This window comes from Gordonia araii NBRC 100433, assembly GCF_000241265.1.
Lineage (GTDB): Bacteria > Actinomycetota > Actinomycetes > Mycobacteriales > Mycobacteriaceae > Gordonia > Gordonia araii.
The window spans coordinates 67,187-83,941 of sequence record NZ_BAEE01000068.1; the positions used below are offsets into that span (position 1 = coordinate 67,187).

Below are 16,755 nucleotides of genomic sequence, written 5' to 3' on the forward strand. Positions count from 1 at the left end.
TCGACCCTACTGGGCCGCGATCGCCCGAGACAGCGGTGTTCCCAGGGCGTCTTCCCTCGGTCCGCCCCTATTCCAGACGCCGTTGGCGGATGATGAACCCGTGCGCGCCACACCATCGGCCCATCCCGTTGACACCAGCGGTTTCTCGGCGGCCGGCCGCCGGCGTCGGCCGGAGGTCGACGCGGCGCTGGCACTCGCCTTCCTGGTCGGTCTCGCGCTCAGCATCTGGTTCGGTCTGCGCGCCTACGACCCCGACATCCTGGTCTACGAATTCACCGGCGATCCGGGTGCACGTGCGGCAGAACTCGACCGTGCCGTCTGGAACGACTTCGGATTCATCGTCGGGTACACCCTCGCCCTCGGCGCGATAGGACGGTTCCTCCGTTCACGCGCCTTCACCGGCGCGTTCCGCGGCACCATCACCGTCCTGCTCGCCATGCTCGTCGTCGCGGCCCTCGCCGACGTCGGCGAGAACATCGCCCTGCTCGCGCACAACGGCGCATGGTCGGCTCCGTTCGCGACGCTCAAATTCGTCGCGGTGGTGCCGGTGCTGTTCCTCATCCCCGGCTTCATCGCGTATGCGGGGCGCGCCCTCTTCTCGCGGAGATGGCTGAAACGCGGCGAACCCGGCGTGGCGGCGCACGTGTTCCGCGGCGCTGGTCACGACGAGCTACCCGAGCAATACCGCTGGCGCCGCGCGTACTGGGTGCCGACCGTCGCCGATCCGGTACACACCGATACGACGGCGGTCTGCCTGTCCGGCGGCGGGATCCGCGCCGGCAGTGTCGCACTGGGCGCGCTGCAATCGCTGTCGGGCAGCACGGACGCGAACGCCGACTCGTCCGGCCGCAACGTGCTGCGCGACGCCGATTACGTGATTTCGGTGTCCGGCGGCGGATACCTCGCCGGGGCGTTCCTGCAAGCCGCTCACCGGCCGTCGTCGGAGTCGGTCTGGCCCGACGAGCTGTGCGAGGCGCTCGGTGGCGAGAACCCCGCCGATGTCCCGGTCGAGGCACTGCCGATCGACGAGTCCTTCAAGCGCGGCTCGGTCGAGTACGACCGCGTGCGCCGCCGCGCCAGCTACATCGCGGATTCGCCGCGCGAACTCGCCGTTGCGCTGGCGGTCGTCGCCAAGAACATGCTGCTGTCGTTGGCGGTCGTGTTCACCCCCGCGGTCATCCTCGGAGTACTGCTCGGGGTGCTGTACGCACAGATTCCGCTCTCCGCCGTCGAACTCGACGACGCGGGGTCCACGACGACGGCGAACACCAGGCCCTCGCTCATTCTGCTCGGCGTGCTCGCGGCCATCACCGTGCTCGCCCTCGTCGCGGCGAACCTGGCGGAGGCGGTATCGACGCGGCGCTGGGCCCTCGATCTCAACGCGACGCTGACACGCGTCGCGCAGGTCGCCGCGGCCGGTACCGCGATCGTCGCCCTCGCGACCTTCGCCATCCCGTGGGGGATGCGCGTCGTGTGGTCCGCGACCGGCGAATCGGGCCCGGGCGGGATCGCCGCACCGGTGTCCTCGGTCCTCGCGCTGAACTATGCGGCCGTGCTGGCCGCGATCCTCTGGCGCAACCGCGGCATGCTCGCGGCGCTCGTCGCTCGACTGCGCGGCAGGTCGGCGCCGCAGCGGCGCGCCGTCCCGCAGGGCGCGCTCCAGCTGGCACTCGTCTTGTTCACCCTGGTGGTTCTGCTCGCCACCTGGCTGCTCACCGTCGCCGGTGTCGCGGCCTGGGCGGTGCGCGGCGCGACGCCCGGTTCTCCCGATACCGTCCGCGTCGCCGCGGTCGGACTCGTCGCGATCGCCGTGCTCGCGGTCCTCGCCCTGTTCGACGTGACATCGATGAGTCTGCATCCGTTCTACCGCCGGCGGCTGGCGGGCGCCTTCGCCATGCGCCGGGTACGACTGCCCGACGGGGAACGGCGCGCGGTCGCCTACCCGCCGTCCGAGTCGACCGAGCTGTCTCTGTTCGGCGAACCGCGTCGCACGCGGCTCGCGTGGCCCGTACCCCCCGAGTCCTCGGCAGCGGGCATCTCGACACCGGCCTTCGTCTTCGCCGCGGCGACCGCACTGTCGGGGGAAGACAAACCGGCCAGCGGGCAGAACGCCGCGTCCTTCGTCTTCACCGCGGACTATGTCGGCAGCCCCGACCTGGGCTGGCTGGAGACCGAAGCGCTCTCGCGCGTCGTGCCGACGCGCATCCGGCGCGACCTCACCGTGCAGGCGGCCGTGGCGATCAGCGGCGCGGCCTTCGCGTCGGCCATGGGCCGGGCCGCGCGCGGCTACCAAACGCTGCTCGCGATCTCCGGTGCGCGGCTGGGGAGCTGGCTGCCGAATCCGCGGTTCCTCCACCAGTCCCGGTTCGAACGCGACAACCCGGCCTGGCCGCACGGGCTGCCCAGCTTCCGCGGGATCAGCTACCTGGCACGAGAGGTCTTCGGTCTGAACTCCGGCCGCGGCCGGCTGGTGCAGCTCACCGACGGCGGACACTACGAGAACCTCGGCCTCGTCGAGGCCCTGCGCCGACGATGCACGACGATCATCGCGATCGACGCCAGCGGTGACGCCCCGCCCAGCCTCACGACCTTCGCCGATGCGATGCGCCTGGCCGAATCCGAACTCGGCGTGCGATTCGACGTCGACGAACGGCACTCCCCCACTCAACTCGTGCCCGGCTCCGCGTCGCCCGTCGACGACACCGGCATCACCCCGGAACTGCAGCGTCGCCTGGCCGACTCGTCGATCGTCCGGGTGCGGTTCACCTACCCCGACGTCGCCGGCGGCAAGTCCGGCACCCTCCTTCTGGCCAAAGCGGTGCTCACCCCGGACCTGCCGCCGTGGCTGCTCACCTACGCCGACAACAATCCGGTCTTCCCCCACGATTCCACCTCGGACCAGTGGTTCAACGAAGGCCAGTTCGCGGCCTACACCGAACTCGGCCGCCACCTCGGTGCCGCCGCGACCGAGGCGCTGAGTACAAAGGACACATGACCGCCGCTGCCTTCCGCCGGCTCGCCGCTTACGGAGCGATCACCCGTCTGACCGGATCCGACGACCTCGTGACCCTCGACGGCCACGACCTCCTCGTCGACGACGGTGCCGGCCGCACGGTCCGGTTCGTCCTCGACGATCACGACACGTTCGAGAGCCCGTCCCGAGAGCAGCAGGACGACCGGCCGGACGAACTCCCGGCGCCGTGGTCGAGCGATCTCGCCGCGCGGCGCGCGGTCACCGCCTGGGTCGAGCGCTATCTCGAAGAACGCGCGATGGACGTGGCCATCCGCCGCGACGACCTCGACGAGCTGGTCGCGCATCCGTTCTCGCCGACCAGCGTCGAACGACTCGCGCACCACTTCCCCGGCGCCGACGCCGAGACGACCCGCGACTTCCTCACCTCGGTGGAAGCGATCATCAGCGCCTAGAGGGACGTTCTACATCCCCGCGAGTTCGACCGTGATCAGCTCACCTGACGGCCGCGGCTCGCGTGACGCCGCGTTCCACGATCGTGCGGAATAGTTGCTCGTCGTCGGTGCCGGCCACCCGGTAGTACAGCGCGCGGTGTCGGACGTTCACGTGCGCCTCGAAGGCGGTTTCCTTCGCGCCGTCGAAGCCCGTGGTGACGGAGCGAGTCGCGAACGTCTCGACGTCTCCCGATATGCCGAGGTCGACCTCTTCAAATGTGGTGGTGGCCTTCTGCGTTCCGGCGGTCATGTCGATCTTGGCGCACTTGGTGACTTGATTGCGCAGGGTGGTGTGATGTTCGGGAGCAGGCATCACGATGTTGGAGGCGATGACCTGCCGCGCGCCAGGCTGCCGGATGCTCACCACGATCTGCGGTTGTTTGCCGGCGTTGTTGAGCTGGGCGGTCCAGTCCTTCTCGTTGCACTCTTTGGGCTCGACTTTGATCGAGTTCATGGTGCTGAGCACATGGTCGGCCAGCTTCTTCGGCACCCGGACCTCCTTAGCTCCGGACCCGAAGTCTGCCGGTTACAGGAGGAGTTCGTTCAGTTGACCGCTGGGCTGCTCCAGGCCGCTGGGCACCGTGACCGTGCTGCGAGTGTCGTCGTCTGGCGAGCAGGCAGGTAACAGGGCGATCGCCGCAACCGCTGCGACGGTGGCCAGCGCCCGCGACCGAACGGGAAGGCGTGTTGCGGTCATCGGTGTTCCTCGCTCTCGGCCGCGCGCCGATCCCGGCGCCACCAGACGAATACCAGCAGGTTGTAGCCCAGGAAAATCGACGCGAGAGTGATCGCTTGCACCCAGCGGTCCACGTGGGCGGTCAGCACGCTGGCGACGAGAATGGCGACGATTGCCAGAACTAGTACGAGTATCCGAATCGGCGTCTTCCACGGGGTGCGATACGTTCGGAGCAATGGCTGCCGTTTGGTCATCTGATGCTCCTACTTGCAGTCGGGGCCGCTGTAGATGTCCGGCCAGGCGGCTTGCGCCGATGGAGGTAAGGGAGTCCATGGCCACGTTTGTGTGTATTTGATCTTCAAGCACATCTGCCGCCTCTGGGCGCGCCCGGCCTGCGTGATGATGGCCGATGCCGCGATACCGCACAACGCTGCCCCGGTGGGTTTTGACCAGAGCAGTCCGCACGTACTCAACGCGGTGAGGTCGCCATTCGCAACCTCATCCGTCTCCTCCTTGTTGAAGTAGATCGTGCCAGTAACCTTGCCTGGGTCGACTCTCGCCGCCGGAGTGGGCGCTGGCGCCTGCGGTGCCGGGTTCTGCGGCGCTGGCCGCTGTTGGCCTGTGGTCTGCGCCGGGGGCCGTGTCTGCCCGGGGAGTCCCGGCGCACGGTAGCCAGGGACCGGGATGATCGGGGTGCCATTGCCGGTACCAGGGCCAGGGCCGGGGGAACCGCCCGCGTTCGGCCCTGAGCCGGGTCCGCCGGGAGTCGGCGCCGTCGGCGGCGGGGTGTTCTGCGTCGGCTGCGGGGTGTAGGTCGGCACGTTGATGCACGGCCAGTACGGTCCGTGCTCGCGGCGCATCTGGTCGCACAGCGCATCGGCGTTGGCGGTGGGCGGCGCGTTCGTCGCCGTCACAGCCGTCACTAGGCCGACTCCAAGCATCACCGCTGCGGCTGCCGCGAGCCAGTAGCGCGCGCGGGTCTGGGCGTCGTCATCTTGCTCCCCCTGTTGGACAAATCACATATTGTGTCGAAGAGTAGCGCATAGTTCATGATCATGCATGACGAAATGCGCGATCACGCATCGGCACGCGTGCTGGTACCCGCCCATGGAGGCGATTATCAGCGCCTGGTGCGACCAGCCGCACGCGGGTGGCACGGATCACGCCGTCTCCACTTTTATTTCGTAAGCCTAAGTAATATTCTGACCTGGTGAGTTCGAACGATGATCTGGCCCGCGACCTGCGTCCGGCGATCACTCGTCTCTACCTGGCGTTGCGCCGCCGCGCCCCGATCGCGGGTCTGAGCGCCGCCCAGTCCTCGGCGTTGTCGACCCTGCTCTTCCACGGCCCGCTGCGGATGGGCGCGCTCGCCGAGCGCGAGGGCATCCGGATGCCGACCGCAACGGCTCTGGTCGACGGTCTGGCCAAGCTCGGCCTGGTGACCCGACGCCCCGACGCCGACGACCGTCGTGCCGTCGTCGTCGAACTCACCGCGCAGGGCCGCACGACCGTCGAACAGGTCCGGCGCCGGCGGGACGACGCCCTCGCCCAAGCGCTGGCCCAGCTCTCCGACGACCATCGCGACGCGCTGGCCGCCAGCGCCGATGCCCTCGCCGAACTACAGCGCCGGCTCGACGACATCCCGATCATCCCCGAAGCCGCGTCGACCGACGAGTAGCCGAACAGCACCAGTGAAGAAGGATTCAGTGACCGCAACGATCGACCGCGACCAGCGCACCGCACCCACCGAGCCGAGCGGGGCGCACCCGTCGCTCATGGACACCTTCCGCCAGCAGCCCAAAGCCGTCTGGGTCACGGCATTCGCCGCGGTCATCTCGTTCATGGGCATCGGTCTGGTCGACCCGATCCTCAACACCATCGCCGAGGCACTCGGCGCCCCCGAGTCGAAACTGACCCTGCTGTTCGGCGTCTACCTCGGCATCCAGGTCTTCGCCATGCTGATCACCGGCTGGGCCTCCTACCGCTTCGGACCGAAGAAGACGCTGACGGTCGGCCTGCTGCTGATCGTCTTCGCCGCCGGCGTCAGCGTCCTCGGCACCAACATCGACCAGCTCATCGCCCTGCGGGTGTTCTGGGGCCTGGGCAACGCGTTGTTCATGGCCACCGCCCTGGCGTTCATCGTCGGCGAGGCCAAGGGAGGCGAGCGCGGAGCGATCCTCCTCTACGAGGCCGCCCTGGGCGCCGGCCTGGCCGTCGGACCGCTGCTGGGCGCGTTGCTCGGCACCTTCGCCTGGCAGGCACCGTTCGCCGGAACCGCGCTGCTCATGCTGATCGGCGCGATCCTGTGCGCGATCATGCTGCCCACCGACAAGCCACGGGCCGCGCGCCCCGCGGTAGGGTTCACCGCCCCGCTCAAGGCGCTGCGCAACCCGACGCTGGCCATCACCGGCGTCGGCGCTGCCTTCTACATGGGTGCCCTGTTCACCGTGGTGGCATGGTCGCCGCTGGCGCTCTCCGCGGCGAGCAAGGCCAGCGGTCACGGCGGCGTCGGCCCGATCGGTGTCGGACTCGTGTTCTTCGGCTGGGGCGCTCTCACCGCGGTCACCGGCGTGTTCCTGGCCCCGCGCATCGCCGACGCGCTCGGCCAGAAGGCCGGAGTCATCGTCAGCATCGCCCTGTACGCGATGATCATGGGCGTCGCGGCCATCGGCGTCGGTATCCACTCCGTCGAACTGATCGGCGCCGCGGTGATCGCCTCGGGCATCCCCGGTGGTGTGCTGAACAGCCTGTTCACCAGCGTCGCGATGTCCAGCGGCTCGGCCGACACGCCCCGCTCGGTCTCCAGCGCCGGCTACAGCTTCCTGCGCTGGATGGGCGGCGCGGCGTCGGCGATGGTCGTCGCCTTCATCGCGTCGAGCTTCGGAGCTCCCGCCCCCTACTGGTTCGCCGCGGCCTACTGCGTCATCGCGATCGCGGTCGTCTCGCTGGTACGCCTGGGCAAAGCCGACGACGAACCTGTCGCGCCGGACGCCGCGCTCATCGGCGCCGAGGAGATGTGACGACGCCGGTCAGTCGAGGGTGACCTTGACCGACGTGCCGCGCTCGTCGCGGCGCGCGACCGCGAATCCGGTGCGGTCACGGCCGTCGAGGTGCACGGTGATCGGAGCGCCGTCGGGATAGAAGTTGCGCCACCACGTCTTCTGATCCGCCGCTGCCACGCCGATGAGCACCACGTCGTCGCCCTTGCGACGGTAGGAGACGATCAACGTGATCGGTCGCCCGCTCTTGCGCCCGACATAGGAGATCTCCGCCATCGAGCGGCTGAGCACGGGGCCCAGCACCGGTGCCGACAGCAGTGGTGCGAACACCGTGTTCGCGAGCTTGGCCGCACGTTGGAATGCGTTCATCGTCTACTCCACCGTCGCCGAGCAGTTCAGCGGGCCGCCCGAGCTGGTGCCCTCGGTGACCACCGCGCCGCCGACGAGGATCTGGCAGGTCACCGAGCCCCGCACGACGATCGCGTCGAAACTCGCCGCTCCGTCGGGCACGTTGGCCGTCACCGACCACGGGGAGCGCACCGTCGCCAGCGTCTGCTGCCCAGCACCCTGGTTGTAGCGCACGACGATCAGGTCGCCGTCGCCGACGAGGCGGTAGACGACCTGTCCGGCCGGTGCCGGCGGGGACGTCTCGGTGCTCGTCTCCTCGCTGGTCGTCGTCTCCGAGGTCGTGGTCTCCTCGGTGGTCGTCGACGAGGTCGTCTCCGACGTCACGGGGACGGGCTCGTCGGATCCCTTGCCTCCCGTCACGGAGATGAGGAAGGCGACGAGCAGGATCGCCAGGAGTGCGGCGACGATGGACCCGATGAGGACCTTGGTGCGCCTGGAGCCGCCCCCGCCGTTGTAGTCCTGACCGTACTGTTCAGCCCCGTACTGGGCGGTCCCGTACTGCTGCCCGGCATCCGGGTAGGGCTCCGACGGGTACGCGCTCGTCGGCTGGTCCGGATCGAACCGTCGCGTCGACGATGCGAACGGATCCTGCGGATTCTGCGGTTGGGTCATGCAGCCATTGTGGCACCACACACCTGAGAGGCGCCCCAATCCGTGGGGGCGCTCACTCGTCGGCGATCGCTTCGAGCGGCTTGGTGCGCGCCGCCCGGATCGCCGGCCACACCGCGGCGATCACGCCGACGACGGCCGCCCCGACGAGGGTTTGCACGATCAGCGGCCACGGCAGCACCGGGTTGCCGATGCCCCATTCGCGCAGCGTGCGCACGACGGCGACGGCCAACCCGGTGCCCAGCGCGACACCCAGGAGTGCGCCGAAGACCGCGATCAGCACCGACTCCAGGTAGATCATCCGGCGCACCTGACCGCGGACCATGCCGATGGCGCGCTGCATTCCGATCTCCTGGCGGCGCTCCACCACCGACAGCGCCAGCGTGTTGATGATGCCGAGCACGGCGACCAGCAGCGCCAACCCGAGCATCGCGTAGAGCACACCGAGCATCTGGTCGATCATCGACGAGACCGAACTCTTGAACTCCTCGTTCGTCTGCACCTGCACCGTCAGGTACTTCGCCGTGGCGTCGGTGAGAGCCTGCTTCACCGCTTCGGGGTCGGCGTTCGGGTCGGCCCGCACGAAGACGCCCATCAGCAGCTGGGTCGACGGCGGCATGATCCGGTCGTACGCGTCGCTCCCGACCAGCCAGGCGCCCAGCGCGTCGTTGCGCTCGAAGGTCCCGACCACGGGCACATCGACCGTCGCGCCGTCGGCGCGGGTGAACGTGACCGTCTTGCCCACCGTCCACCCCTGTGCGCGCGAGGTCGGCTCGTCCACGAGCATCCCGTCGGGCGTCACGTCCGTGCCCTCGACGACCGTGTAGCGCACCAGGTCGCTGAGGCGGCCGCCGACGACCGCGTTGCCCATCACCTGTTTGCCGCCGACCGTGCTGACGACCATTCCGGCGCCGACCGCTTCGGCGACCCCATCCGCATCCCGGGCGGCCTGCAGCACCGGCGGTGGAACCGGGGCGTTGTTGAGGCCGGTGACGAAGAAGTCGGCGGCGACGTTGCTGTCCAGCGACTCGTCGATGGTCGCCTTGAAGGTCGAGCCGAGGGTGCCGATCACCGCGACGAGCATCAGCCCGATCGTCAGGGCGAACGCGGTGGCGGCGGTGCGACGCGGATTGCGGACGGCGTTCGTACGGGCCAACTGCCCGATCTTGCCGAACGGCCGGGTGATCAGACCCAGCGCGGCGATCACGGGCCGCGAGAGCGCCGGTGCGACCAGCACGACCGCGACGATGAGCAGAATGGCGCCGAGTCCCACCGCCAGCGCAGGGCCGACGCCTTGGCGCAGGGCGGCCGCGACGGTGACCGCGATACCGGCCGCGCCGACGACCAGCCCGGCGATGGTGCGGATCCGCAGCGACCGCGGCTCGGCCATCGTCGCGCGCATCGCCTCCACCGGCGCGACGCGTGCGGCCCGCCGTGCCGGCAGCCACGCGCTGAGCATCGTCACCACGACACCGACGACGAGGGTCGCGATCACCGCCGACGGGGTGATCCGCAACCCGCCGTCGGGCAATCCGGTGGTGGCGATCGCGATGGCCCGCAGGCCAGCGGCCAAGCCGATCCCGGCGGCCAGTCCCGTCGCCGCGCCGAGCAGACCGACGATGAAGGCCTCGGTCAGCACCGACCGCGAAACCTGACGTCGACTGGCCCCTACCGCGCGCAGCAGCGCCAGTTCGCGGTTGCGCTGCGCGACGATCATCGCGAACGTGTTGTAGATGATGAACGTCCCGACGATGATCCCGATGCCGGCGAAGGCCAGCAGGATGTAGGTGAAGATCTGCAGGAACGTGTTGATCGCGTCCTTGGCCTCCTGCCGCACCTCGTCGCCGGTTTGGATCTTGAGCGGAGTCGGACCGATGAGGTTTCGGACGCGTTCGGCCAGTTCGGCGTCGGAGACCCCCGGGCGCGCCGAGAGGGAGACGGTGCCGGCGTGCCCGCCGTCGGAGAAGATCCGGCTGGCGGTCTCCTCGTCGAAGGCGACGTTGACGAAGCCGCCGACCTCGAACGGCCAGTCGAGCAGCCCGACGACCGTGACGTCCTGCGGCTCGGACCGGCCCTGGCCGGTGACGATCTTGGTCTTCGACCCGACGCGCAGACCGGCCTTCTCGGCGGCCGTGGAGTTGATGGCGATCTCGCCGGCCCGTTCCGGACCGCGTCCACCCGGCAGGATCCTGCTCTCCTCCAGCGCCACCGCACGGTCGGGCGGGAGGTAGGTGGTGCCGACGCTCGGGGCGTTGCCGGTCTGCAGCGCCTTGCCGTCGGCGGTGGCGACGGCCACCAGCCCGTTGTAGTTCACGGCCAGCCGGTCGTACCCGAGCTGGTCGCGGTTGGCGCGCAGTTTGTCGACGATCGCGTTGGGCACGCCGGGACTCGCCTGGGCGCCCGACGCGGCCATCTCCGAGGGGTTGCGCGGTGCGACCTGTACAGCGACGCCCTGGGCGGTGTTGTCGAAGATGCTGGTGAACGCGTGCGAGATGCTTGAAGTGAAGATCATCGAGCCGGCGACGAAAGATGTCCCCAGCACGACGGAGAAGACAGTCAGGAACAGCCTGACCTTGTGGGCACCGAGGTTGCGCACCGACACGCGGCGCATGACCGATGCCACGGCTACTTGTCCGCCCCGGTCGCCGCGGTACCGGTCCCCCCGGGATCGTCGGTCGCCGCCCTCGCCGAGCGCACCACGTTCGGTACGACGTTGGGCGTCGCCGCCGTCGAACCGCTCGAGCCGGCGGCCGTCAGGTCGCTGCCCGGGCCGGTCTTGTCGTCGAGGTGGCGCATGACCTCGAAGACCCCGTCGGCGTCCGGGTTGCGCAGCTCGTTGACGATCTGGCCGTCGGCGAGGAAGACGACGCGGTCGGCGTAGGACGCCGCGCGCGGATCGTGGGTGACGATGACGACGGTCTGGCCGAACTCGTCGGTCGCCGCCCGCAGGATGGACATGACTTCGCCCGACGACCGGGAGTCGAGGTTGCCGGTGGGCTCGTCGCCGAAGATGATCGCCGGCCGGCCGACGAGGGCCCGGGCGCACGCGACGCGCTGCTGCTGCCCGCCGGACAATTCGCTGGGCCGGTGCTCCAGCCGCTCGCCGATCCCGAGCCGCGAAACGACGGTGTCCATCCACCCCTGATCGACGTCCCGACCGGCGATATCGCACGGCAGGGTGATGTTCTCCCGCGCGGTGAGAGTCGGGACGAGGTTGAACGATTGGAAGACGAATCCGATGCGGTCGCGCCGCAGCACGGTCATCGCCTTGTCGCCGAGACCGGTGAGGTCGGTGTCACCGATGCGGACCCTTCCCGACGACGGGGTGTCCAGGCCCGCGAGGCAGTGCATGAGCGTGGACTTGCCCGAGCCGGACGGTCCCATGATCGCGGTGAACTCGCCGGCCGGAAAGTCCACGCTCACTCCGCGCAGCGCGTGGACCGCCGTGTCGCCGGATCCGTAGACCTTGGTCAGTTCGGCGGCGCTGGCCGCGGTGGAGGTGGGGGCCGCGTCGACTGAGGTGGCAGACATGGGTTCCACGGTGCCACAAGTTGCCGTCGCTCGCGGGTGAGGCTCCTAGTCGGCGAGCCGCTTCGTCAGCGCGTCGAGCTCGTCAGCCAGCTGTGCGGGCAGCTTGTCGCCGATGAAGTCGAACCACTCGTTGATCGACGGCAGCTCGTCCCGCCACTCCGCCTTGTCGACGTTGAGCGCCTCGGCGACGTCGGCCGGGTCGACGTCGAGCCCGTCGAGATCGAGAGCCTCCGGGGTGGCGACGATGCCGATCGGAGTCTCCTGACCGTCTGCGCGACCTTCGATGCGGTCGACGATCCATTCCAGTACACGGCTGTTCTCACCGAAGCCCGGCCACAGGAAGCGCTTGTCGGCACCGCGGCGGAACCAGTTGACGTAGTAGATCTTCGGGAGCTTGTCGGCGTCGGCCTTCTCGCCGATGTCGAGCCAGTGCTGCAGGTAGTCGCCGACGTGGTAGCCGATGAACGGCAGCATCGCCATCGGGTCGCGGCGCACCTTGCCGACGGTCCCTTCGGCCGCCGCGGTCTGCTCGGAGCCGACGGTGGCACCCATGAACACACCGTGTGCCCAGTCGCGGGCCTCGGTGACGAGCGGAATGGTGGTCTTGCGGCGACCGCCGAACAGGATGGCCGAGATCGGCACGCCCTGCGGATCGTCCCACTCCGGGGCGACCGAGGGGCACTGCGACAGCGGCGTGCAGTAACGCGAGTTCGGGTGCGCGGCGAGCGTCTCGGTCTCCCGCAGGAACCAGTCATTGCCCTTCCAGTCGATCAGGTGGTCGGGCTCGCCTTCGAGACCTTCCCACCACACGTCGTCGTCGTCGGTGCGCGCGACGTTCGTGTAGATCGTGTTACCCGCCTCGATTGTCTTCATCGCGTTCGGGTTGGAGCTGTGGTTGGTGCCGGGCGCGACGCCGAAGAACCCGAACTCGGGGTTCACCGCGTAGAGGCGACCGTCCTCGCCGAAGCGCATCCAGGCGATGTCGTCGCCGACGGTTTCGGCGCGCCACCCGGGGATGGTCGGCTGGATCATCGCGAGGTTGGTCTTACCGCAGGCACTCGGGAAGGCGGCGGCGACGTAGTAGGCCTTGTCCTCCGGGGAGATCAGCTTGAGGATCAGCATGTGCTCGGCGAGCCAGCCCTCGTCGTGGGCCATCGCCGACGCGATGCGCAGCGAGTAGCACTTCTTGCCGAGCAGCGCGTTGCCGCCGTAGCCCGAGCCGTAGGACCAGATCTCACGGGTCTCGGGGAAGTGGGTGATGTACTTCTCGGTGTTGCACGGCCACGGCACGTCCTCCTGGCCGGGCTCCAGCGGCGCGCCGACCGAGTGTAGGCCCTTGACGAAGAACCCGTCGTCGCCGAGTGCCTCCAGCACCTTCGGGCCGACGCGGGTCATGACGCGCATCGACAGCACGACGTACTCCGAGTCGGTGATCTCGATGCCCAGCTTCGGGTCGTCGCTGCCGAGCGGGCCCATGCAGAACGGGATGACGTACATGGTGCGCCCGCGCATGCTGCCGCGGTACAGCTCCGTCATGGTGGCCCGCATCTCGTCTGGGTCCATCCAGTTGTTGGTCGGGCCGGCACCCTCTTCGGTCTTGCTGCAGATGTAGGTGCGCGACTCGACGCGAGCGACGTCGGCGGGGTCGGACAGGGCCAGGAACGAGTTGGGCTTCTTCTCCTCGTTGAGCTTGACCATGGTGCCGGCCTCGACGAGCTGCGCGCTCAGCCGGTCCCACTCCTCGTCGCTGCCGTCGGACCACACGACGCGTTCCGGCTGGGTCAGCTCGGCAACCTCGGCGACCCAAGCGAGCAGGTCAGCGTGTTTCGTGGGCGCGCTGGCGGCGTCCAGACCGGGAATCGTGGCAGAGGTCATTGAAGCGTCTCCTGAAGTCGACGACCGCCTGCAACGCGGTCGATCCGCCCCTCAGGATACGCGATCTACCTGGTCGATCGGGAGCTGGGTTGAGCATCGGCGGATTGGGTGGGCATGCGGTTCTACCGCAGCCGGCCGGGCTTCGCCGCGCTCCAGCGCCCGGTCTTCTCGTCGTAGACCGACGACGCCACCGAGCCGTCCGCGCCGACGCGGGTGATGAGGTCCACCCGGCCGTCCCGATCGGTGTCGGTGAAGACGGTCAATCCGTCTCGGTCGTTGCGGGCGAGGCTGTCGTGGACGCCGTCGGCATCGGTGTCGGCGGTCGCCGGACCGAGATCCCACAGCCGTCCGGACTCGGCCAGCCACAGGTGCTCGGCGACTCCACCGGCCGCGCCGTCCTCGGGAGTCGCACCATCCGTCCAGTCACCGTCCATCAGTACTTAGACGCAGCGGCGCGCCGTTCGGTTCCCTCCGATCGGGTGGCCGTCACGCCGATGCCGCCCGTCGCACGCGCGCGGTGGTCGCCGGCTCGACTCCGTTCAGCAGCGCGGCGGCCCGCCACTCGGTCCGCGCCCGAGCATCCGCCACGACCTCGCTTACCCACGCGTGCGCTTGCCCGCGCAGCAGGACGCGCCGACGCAGCGCGACCGCGCCGGCCGCCACCGCGACGCCGACCAGCACCGCGAGCACCACGGCGGTCCAGCCCGTCATCCACCCCGACAACGAACCCGCGGCCAGACGCCCGACGCCGAACCCGCTCGAAGCCCCGATCAGCACGATCACCGCGTCCTCCGCGCCCCACGTCCGGCGGGGCCAGCCATGGGCGGGCGGCGCGGTGGGAGGCGGAACCGGCTCGCCGGACGGGTCGTCGGCGGGCAGCCCGACCAGCGCCGTCGCCCGCAGGTGCGCGGCCTGCTCGGCGACCGCCGCCACCATGCGCTCCTCGAAATCGGCGGCGGACCAGCGCACCCATCGGACGAACGCGGCGGTATCGGCGGCCCGCAGCGACGCCGCCTCGCGCTGCGCGGCCGAAGCCACCTCGCGAAAGCCGCTGTGAATCCGCGCGCCGGCCCAGCTGCGCACGGCGGCCGACCCGACGCGCAACCCGGTGAGCCGGTCCGCGGCATCGCGACGGGCCAACTCCGCGCCGGCGATCGCGTCGGCCTCCGCAACGGCCCACGCGACGAGTTCGCCGAGCCCGGACGCCTCGACATTCCCGTCGGCGGCGATGTCCAGGGCGACGGCGAACACCGGCAGCGATCCGTCCGGGTCCACCGCCGACGCCAGCCGCGCCATCCGGGCCGGCCAATCGGGACAGGCTTCGATCCCCACGCCGACCAGCGCCACCTCGTAAGCGCGCTGCCCGATCGCGCGCAGCTGTGCCGCCACCCCCTCGGCGTCGAATTCACCGCCGTGCACGTCCTCGCCGACGTCGACACAGCACAATCCGACGGCCCCCGGCGCCTCGACGTCGAGCGTGAACCCTTCCGCCGTCAACGCGGCGGCCAGCACCGGATCCGGCATCGTCACCGCGATCCGGCCGAAACGCGCGTGCCTGCGCTCGCGCCGTGCCGATTCCCCCATGGTCTGGTAGCTCCCCCGATCCGGCCGACCTCCCCGGTAGTCGACGACCACCATGTAATCAGGTGAGACGATGGTCGGGTGAGCGATACCGTCGATCAGTCCCGGCTCTATCCGCGCGTGACCAGCTTCCGGTTCCGGCGCGGCACCCTGACGCCCGGCCAGCGCCGGAACTGGGAGAACCTCTGGCCGGAGCTGGGTCGCGACCTGCGCATCGGCCGCGACCCGGACGGGACGGTGACCGAACCGCCCCTGAACGCGGCGGAATGGTTTGGCCGCGACGCACCGCTGATCCTGGAGATCGGCTCGGGCACCGGCATCTCGACGGCAGCGATGGCGGCCGAGGAACCGGAGTTCGACGTGATCGCCGTCGAGGTCTACCAACCGGGTCTCGCGCAGCTGGTCGGACTCGTCGACCGCGGCGGACTCACCAATGTCCGGATGATCCGCGGTGACGCGGTCGTCGTGCTCGACGAGCTGATCGAACCGAAGAGCCTGCTGGGCATCCGCGTCTTCTTCCCCGACCCGTGGCCCAAGGCCCGTCACCACAAGCGGCGGCTGCTGCAGTCGGGGACGCTGGCGATGATGGCCGAACGGCTCGTCGACGGCGGGGTGCTGCACATCGCGACCGATCACGCCGACTACACCGAGTGGATTCGGGAGCTGCTCGACAACCAGGACACCAGCCGTACCCACCTGGTTCCGCTGGCCGCCGGGAGCAGCGCGAGCGGGGCCGATCACGCGCTGGCCACCGAGAGTCCGATCTCGCTGGCGCGTCCGACCACCAAGTTCGAGGGACGTGCGGCCGACGAGGGCCGCGTCGTCACGGAGTTCATCTACACGCGGGCCGAGGGGGAGAAATGAGCAGTACAGAAGGTTCGGTGGGCGAGATCATCTCCGGTCAGTCCCGCGCCCGTCGCGTGTTGCTCGTCTGGGACGCGCCGAACATGGACATGGGTCTCGGCGCCATCATCGGCGGCCGGCCGAATGCCGCTCACCGGCCGCGCTTCGACGCGGTCGGCCGGTGGTTGCTCGGCCGGACCGAGGCGCTGCGCTCCGCCGGCGATTCCCCGCCCCTGCCCGAGGGGGTATCGACCGCGATCGAGCCCGAGGCGACGGTGTTCACCAACATCAGTCCGGGTAGCGCCGAGGTGGTCCGGCCGTGGGTCGACGCGTTGCGCAACGTCGGGTTCGCGGTGTTCGCCAAGCCGAAACTCGCCGACGACACCGATGTCGACCAGGACATGCTCGACCACATCGCCCTACGCCACCACACCACCGGGCTGGCCGGTCTGATCGTCGCCTCCGCCGACGGTCAGGCGTTCCGCGAACCGCTGCTCGAACTCGCCGACGACGGCGTGCCGGTGACCGTGATCGGATTCCGCGAGCACGCCAGCTGGGCGCAAGGGGTCGACAACCTGACCTTCGTCGACCTCGAAGACATCCCCAACGTGTTCCGGGAGCCGCTACCGCGGATCTCCCTCGACGCGCTGCCCGACGACGGCGCCTGGCTGCCGCCGTTCCGGCCGCTCAGCTCGCTGTTGCGATAGCCCTCACCCTGCGCGGAGCAGTGTTGCCCTAGTCATAGAAAGGCGCCGAATTTCCGGCCTG

At 69.6% G+C, this 16,755-nt stretch carries 16 protein-coding genes; 6 read left to right on the plus strand and 10 right to left on the minus strand.

Translation table 11 applies throughout. The annotated features are described in order from the left end of the window. The first annotated feature begins 100 nt into the window (after nt 1-100). Together GOARA_RS16110 and GOARA_RS16115 are read left to right on the plus strand one after the other, a co-directional pair. On the plus strand, nt 101-2,995 hold the full coding sequence (locus GOARA_RS16110; RefSeq protein ID WP_007323482.1) for a hypothetical protein: 2,895 nt from the start codon (nt 101-103) through the stop codon (nt 2,993-2,995). Next, nucleotides 2,992-3,426 (plus strand): hypothetical protein, encoded by a 435-nt coding sequence (locus GOARA_RS16115; protein ID WP_007323483.1) that lies wholly within the window; start codon nt 2,992-2,994, stop codon nt 3,424-3,426. Before GOARA_RS16110 ends, GOARA_RS16115 begins: the two co-directional genes overlap by 4 nt. Before the next feature lie 40 nt (nt 3,427-3,466). On the opposite strand, the gene GOARA_RS16120 is transcribed toward GOARA_RS16115, so the two are convergent. The 3 genes from GOARA_RS16120 to GOARA_RS16125 are packed head-to-tail and all read right to left on the minus strand — an operon-like array spanning nt 3,467 to nt 4,395. After that, nucleotides 3,467-3,955, minus strand: a complete 489-nt coding sequence (locus GOARA_RS16120) for a hypothetical protein (RefSeq protein WP_007323484.1) — start codon at nt 3,953-3,955, stop codon at nt 3,467-3,469. A 36-nt stretch (nt 3,956-3,991) separates the two neighbouring features. Further along, entirely contained in the window at nt 3,992-4,162 is a 171-nt protein-coding gene (locus GOARA_RS20300; protein WP_170265466.1) for a hypothetical protein, read from the minus strand. Then, the gene (locus tag GOARA_RS16125; RefSeq protein ID WP_007323485.1) at nt 4,159-4,395 is read right to left on the minus strand and encodes a hypothetical protein; all 237 of its coding nucleotides are present in this window, start codon (nt 4,393-4,395) and stop codon (nt 4,159-4,161) included. Before GOARA_RS16125 ends, GOARA_RS20300 begins: the two co-directional genes overlap by 4 nt. Before the next feature lie 956 nt (nt 4,396-5,351). Between GOARA_RS16125 and GOARA_RS16135 the strand changes: the two genes are divergently transcribed. Further along, the gene (locus tag GOARA_RS16135; protein ID WP_007323487.1) at nt 5,352-5,819 is read left to right on the plus strand and encodes a MarR family winged helix-turn-helix transcriptional regulator; all 468 of its coding nucleotides are present in this window, start codon (nt 5,352-5,354) and stop codon (nt 5,817-5,819) included. Between the two features lie 28 nt (nt 5,820-5,847). After that, nucleotides 5,848-7,161: an MFS transporter gene (locus GOARA_RS16140; protein ID WP_007323488.1), complete on the plus strand. Its 1,314-nt coding sequence runs from the start codon at nt 5,848-5,850 to the stop codon at nt 7,159-7,161. Between the two features lie 9 nt (nt 7,162-7,170). Here the strand turns inward: GOARA_RS16140 and GOARA_RS16145 are convergent, their stop codons facing one another. From GOARA_RS16145 to GOARA_RS16175, 7 genes are all read right to left on the minus strand, one after another. Further along, entirely contained in the window at nt 7,171-7,509 is a 339-nt protein-coding gene (locus GOARA_RS16145; protein ID WP_007323489.1) for a hypothetical protein, read from the minus strand. 3 nt (nt 7,510-7,512) lie between these two features. After that, complete coding sequence (locus GOARA_RS16150) at nt 7,513-8,160, minus strand: MmpS family transport accessory protein (RefSeq protein WP_007323490.1); 648 nt, start codon at nt 8,158-8,160, stop codon at nt 7,513-7,515. 52 nt (nt 8,161-8,212) lie between these two features. Next, nucleotides 8,213-10,768 carry an ABC transporter permease gene (locus tag GOARA_RS16155; protein ID WP_040523800.1) on the minus strand — a complete coding sequence of 852 codons (2,556 nt, stop codon included), beginning with the start codon at nt 10,766-10,768 and terminating at the stop codon, nt 8,213-8,215. 14 nt (nt 10,769-10,782) lie between these two features. Next, complete coding sequence (locus tag GOARA_RS16160) at nt 10,783-11,688, minus strand: ABC transporter ATP-binding protein (RefSeq protein WP_007323492.1); 906 nt, start codon at nt 11,686-11,688, stop codon at nt 10,783-10,785. Nucleotides 11,689-11,733: 45 nt separating this feature from the next. Then, on the minus strand, nt 11,734-13,563 hold the full coding sequence (locus GOARA_RS16165; RefSeq protein WP_007323493.1) for a phosphoenolpyruvate carboxykinase (GTP): 1,830 nt from the start codon (nt 13,561-13,563) through the stop codon (nt 11,734-11,736). Between the two features lie 122 nt (nt 13,564-13,685). Beyond that, nucleotides 13,686-13,997 (minus strand): DUF6802 family protein, encoded by a 312-nt coding sequence (locus GOARA_RS16170; protein WP_007323494.1) that lies wholly within the window; start codon nt 13,995-13,997, stop codon nt 13,686-13,688. 52 nt (nt 13,998-14,049) lie between these two features. Continuing rightward, nucleotides 14,050-15,201: a hypothetical protein gene (locus tag GOARA_RS16175; RefSeq protein ID WP_007323495.1), complete on the minus strand. Its 1,152-nt coding sequence runs from the start codon at nt 15,199-15,201 to the stop codon at nt 14,050-14,052. A 24-nt stretch (nt 15,202-15,225) separates the two neighbouring features. Between GOARA_RS16175 and trmB the strand changes: the two genes are divergently transcribed. Both trmB and GOARA_RS16185 read left to right on the plus strand, forming a co-directional pair. After that, complete coding sequence (gene trmB / locus GOARA_RS16180) at nt 15,226-16,008, plus strand: tRNA (guanosine(46)-N7)-methyltransferase TrmB (protein ID WP_007323496.1); 783 nt, start codon at nt 15,226-15,228, stop codon at nt 16,006-16,008. Next, entirely contained in the window at nt 16,005-16,694 is a 690-nt protein-coding gene (locus tag GOARA_RS16185; RefSeq protein WP_040523739.1) for an NYN domain-containing protein, read from the plus strand. The genes trmB and GOARA_RS16185 overlap by 4 nt, the downstream gene beginning before the upstream one ends. The last annotated feature ends 61 nt before the right edge of the window (nt 16,695-16,755 follow it).

Bases quoted from the DNA above. Each gene is read 5' to 3' on its own strand.
- GOARA_RS16115 (WP_007323483.1), top strand. From the start codon at position 2,992: ATGACCGCCGCTGCCTTCCGCCGGCTCGCCGCTTACGGAGCGATCACC.
- GOARA_RS20300 (WP_170265466.1), bottom strand. From the start codon at position 4,162: ATGACCGCAACACGCCTTCCCGTTCGGTCGCGGGCGCTGGCCACCGTC.
- GOARA_RS16125 (WP_007323485.1), bottom strand. From the start codon at position 4,395: ATGACCAAACGGCAGCCATTGCTCCGAACGTATCGCACCCCGTGGAAG.
- GOARA_RS16145 (WP_007323489.1), bottom strand. From the start codon at position 7,509: ATGAACGCATTCCAACGTGCGGCCAAGCTCGCGAACACGGTGTTCGCA.
- GOARA_RS16150 (WP_007323490.1), bottom strand. From the start codon at position 8,160: ATGACCCAACCGCAGAATCCGCAGGATCCGTTCGCATCGTCGACGCGA.
- GOARA_RS16155 (WP_040523800.1), bottom strand. From the start codon at position 10,768: ATGCGCCGCGTGTCGGTGCGCAACCTCGGTGCCCACAAGGTCAGGCTG.
- GOARA_RS16160 (WP_007323492.1), bottom strand. From the start codon at position 11,688: ATGTCTGCCACCTCAGTCGACGCGGCCCCCACCTCCACCGCGGCCAGC.
- GOARA_RS16165 (WP_007323493.1), bottom strand. From the start codon at position 13,563: ATGACCTCTGCCACGATTCCCGGTCTGGACGCCGCCAGCGCGCCCACG.
- GOARA_RS16170 (WP_007323494.1), bottom strand. From the start codon at position 13,997: ATGGACGGTGACTGGACGGATGGTGCGACTCCCGAGGACGGCGCGGCC.
- GOARA_RS16175 (WP_007323495.1), bottom strand. From the start codon at position 15,201: ATGGTGGTCGTCGACTACCGGGGAGGTCGGCCGGATCGGGGGAGCTAC.
- GOARA_RS16185 (WP_040523739.1), top strand. From the start codon at position 16,005: ATGAGCAGTACAGAAGGTTCGGTGGGCGAGATCATCTCCGGTCAGTCC.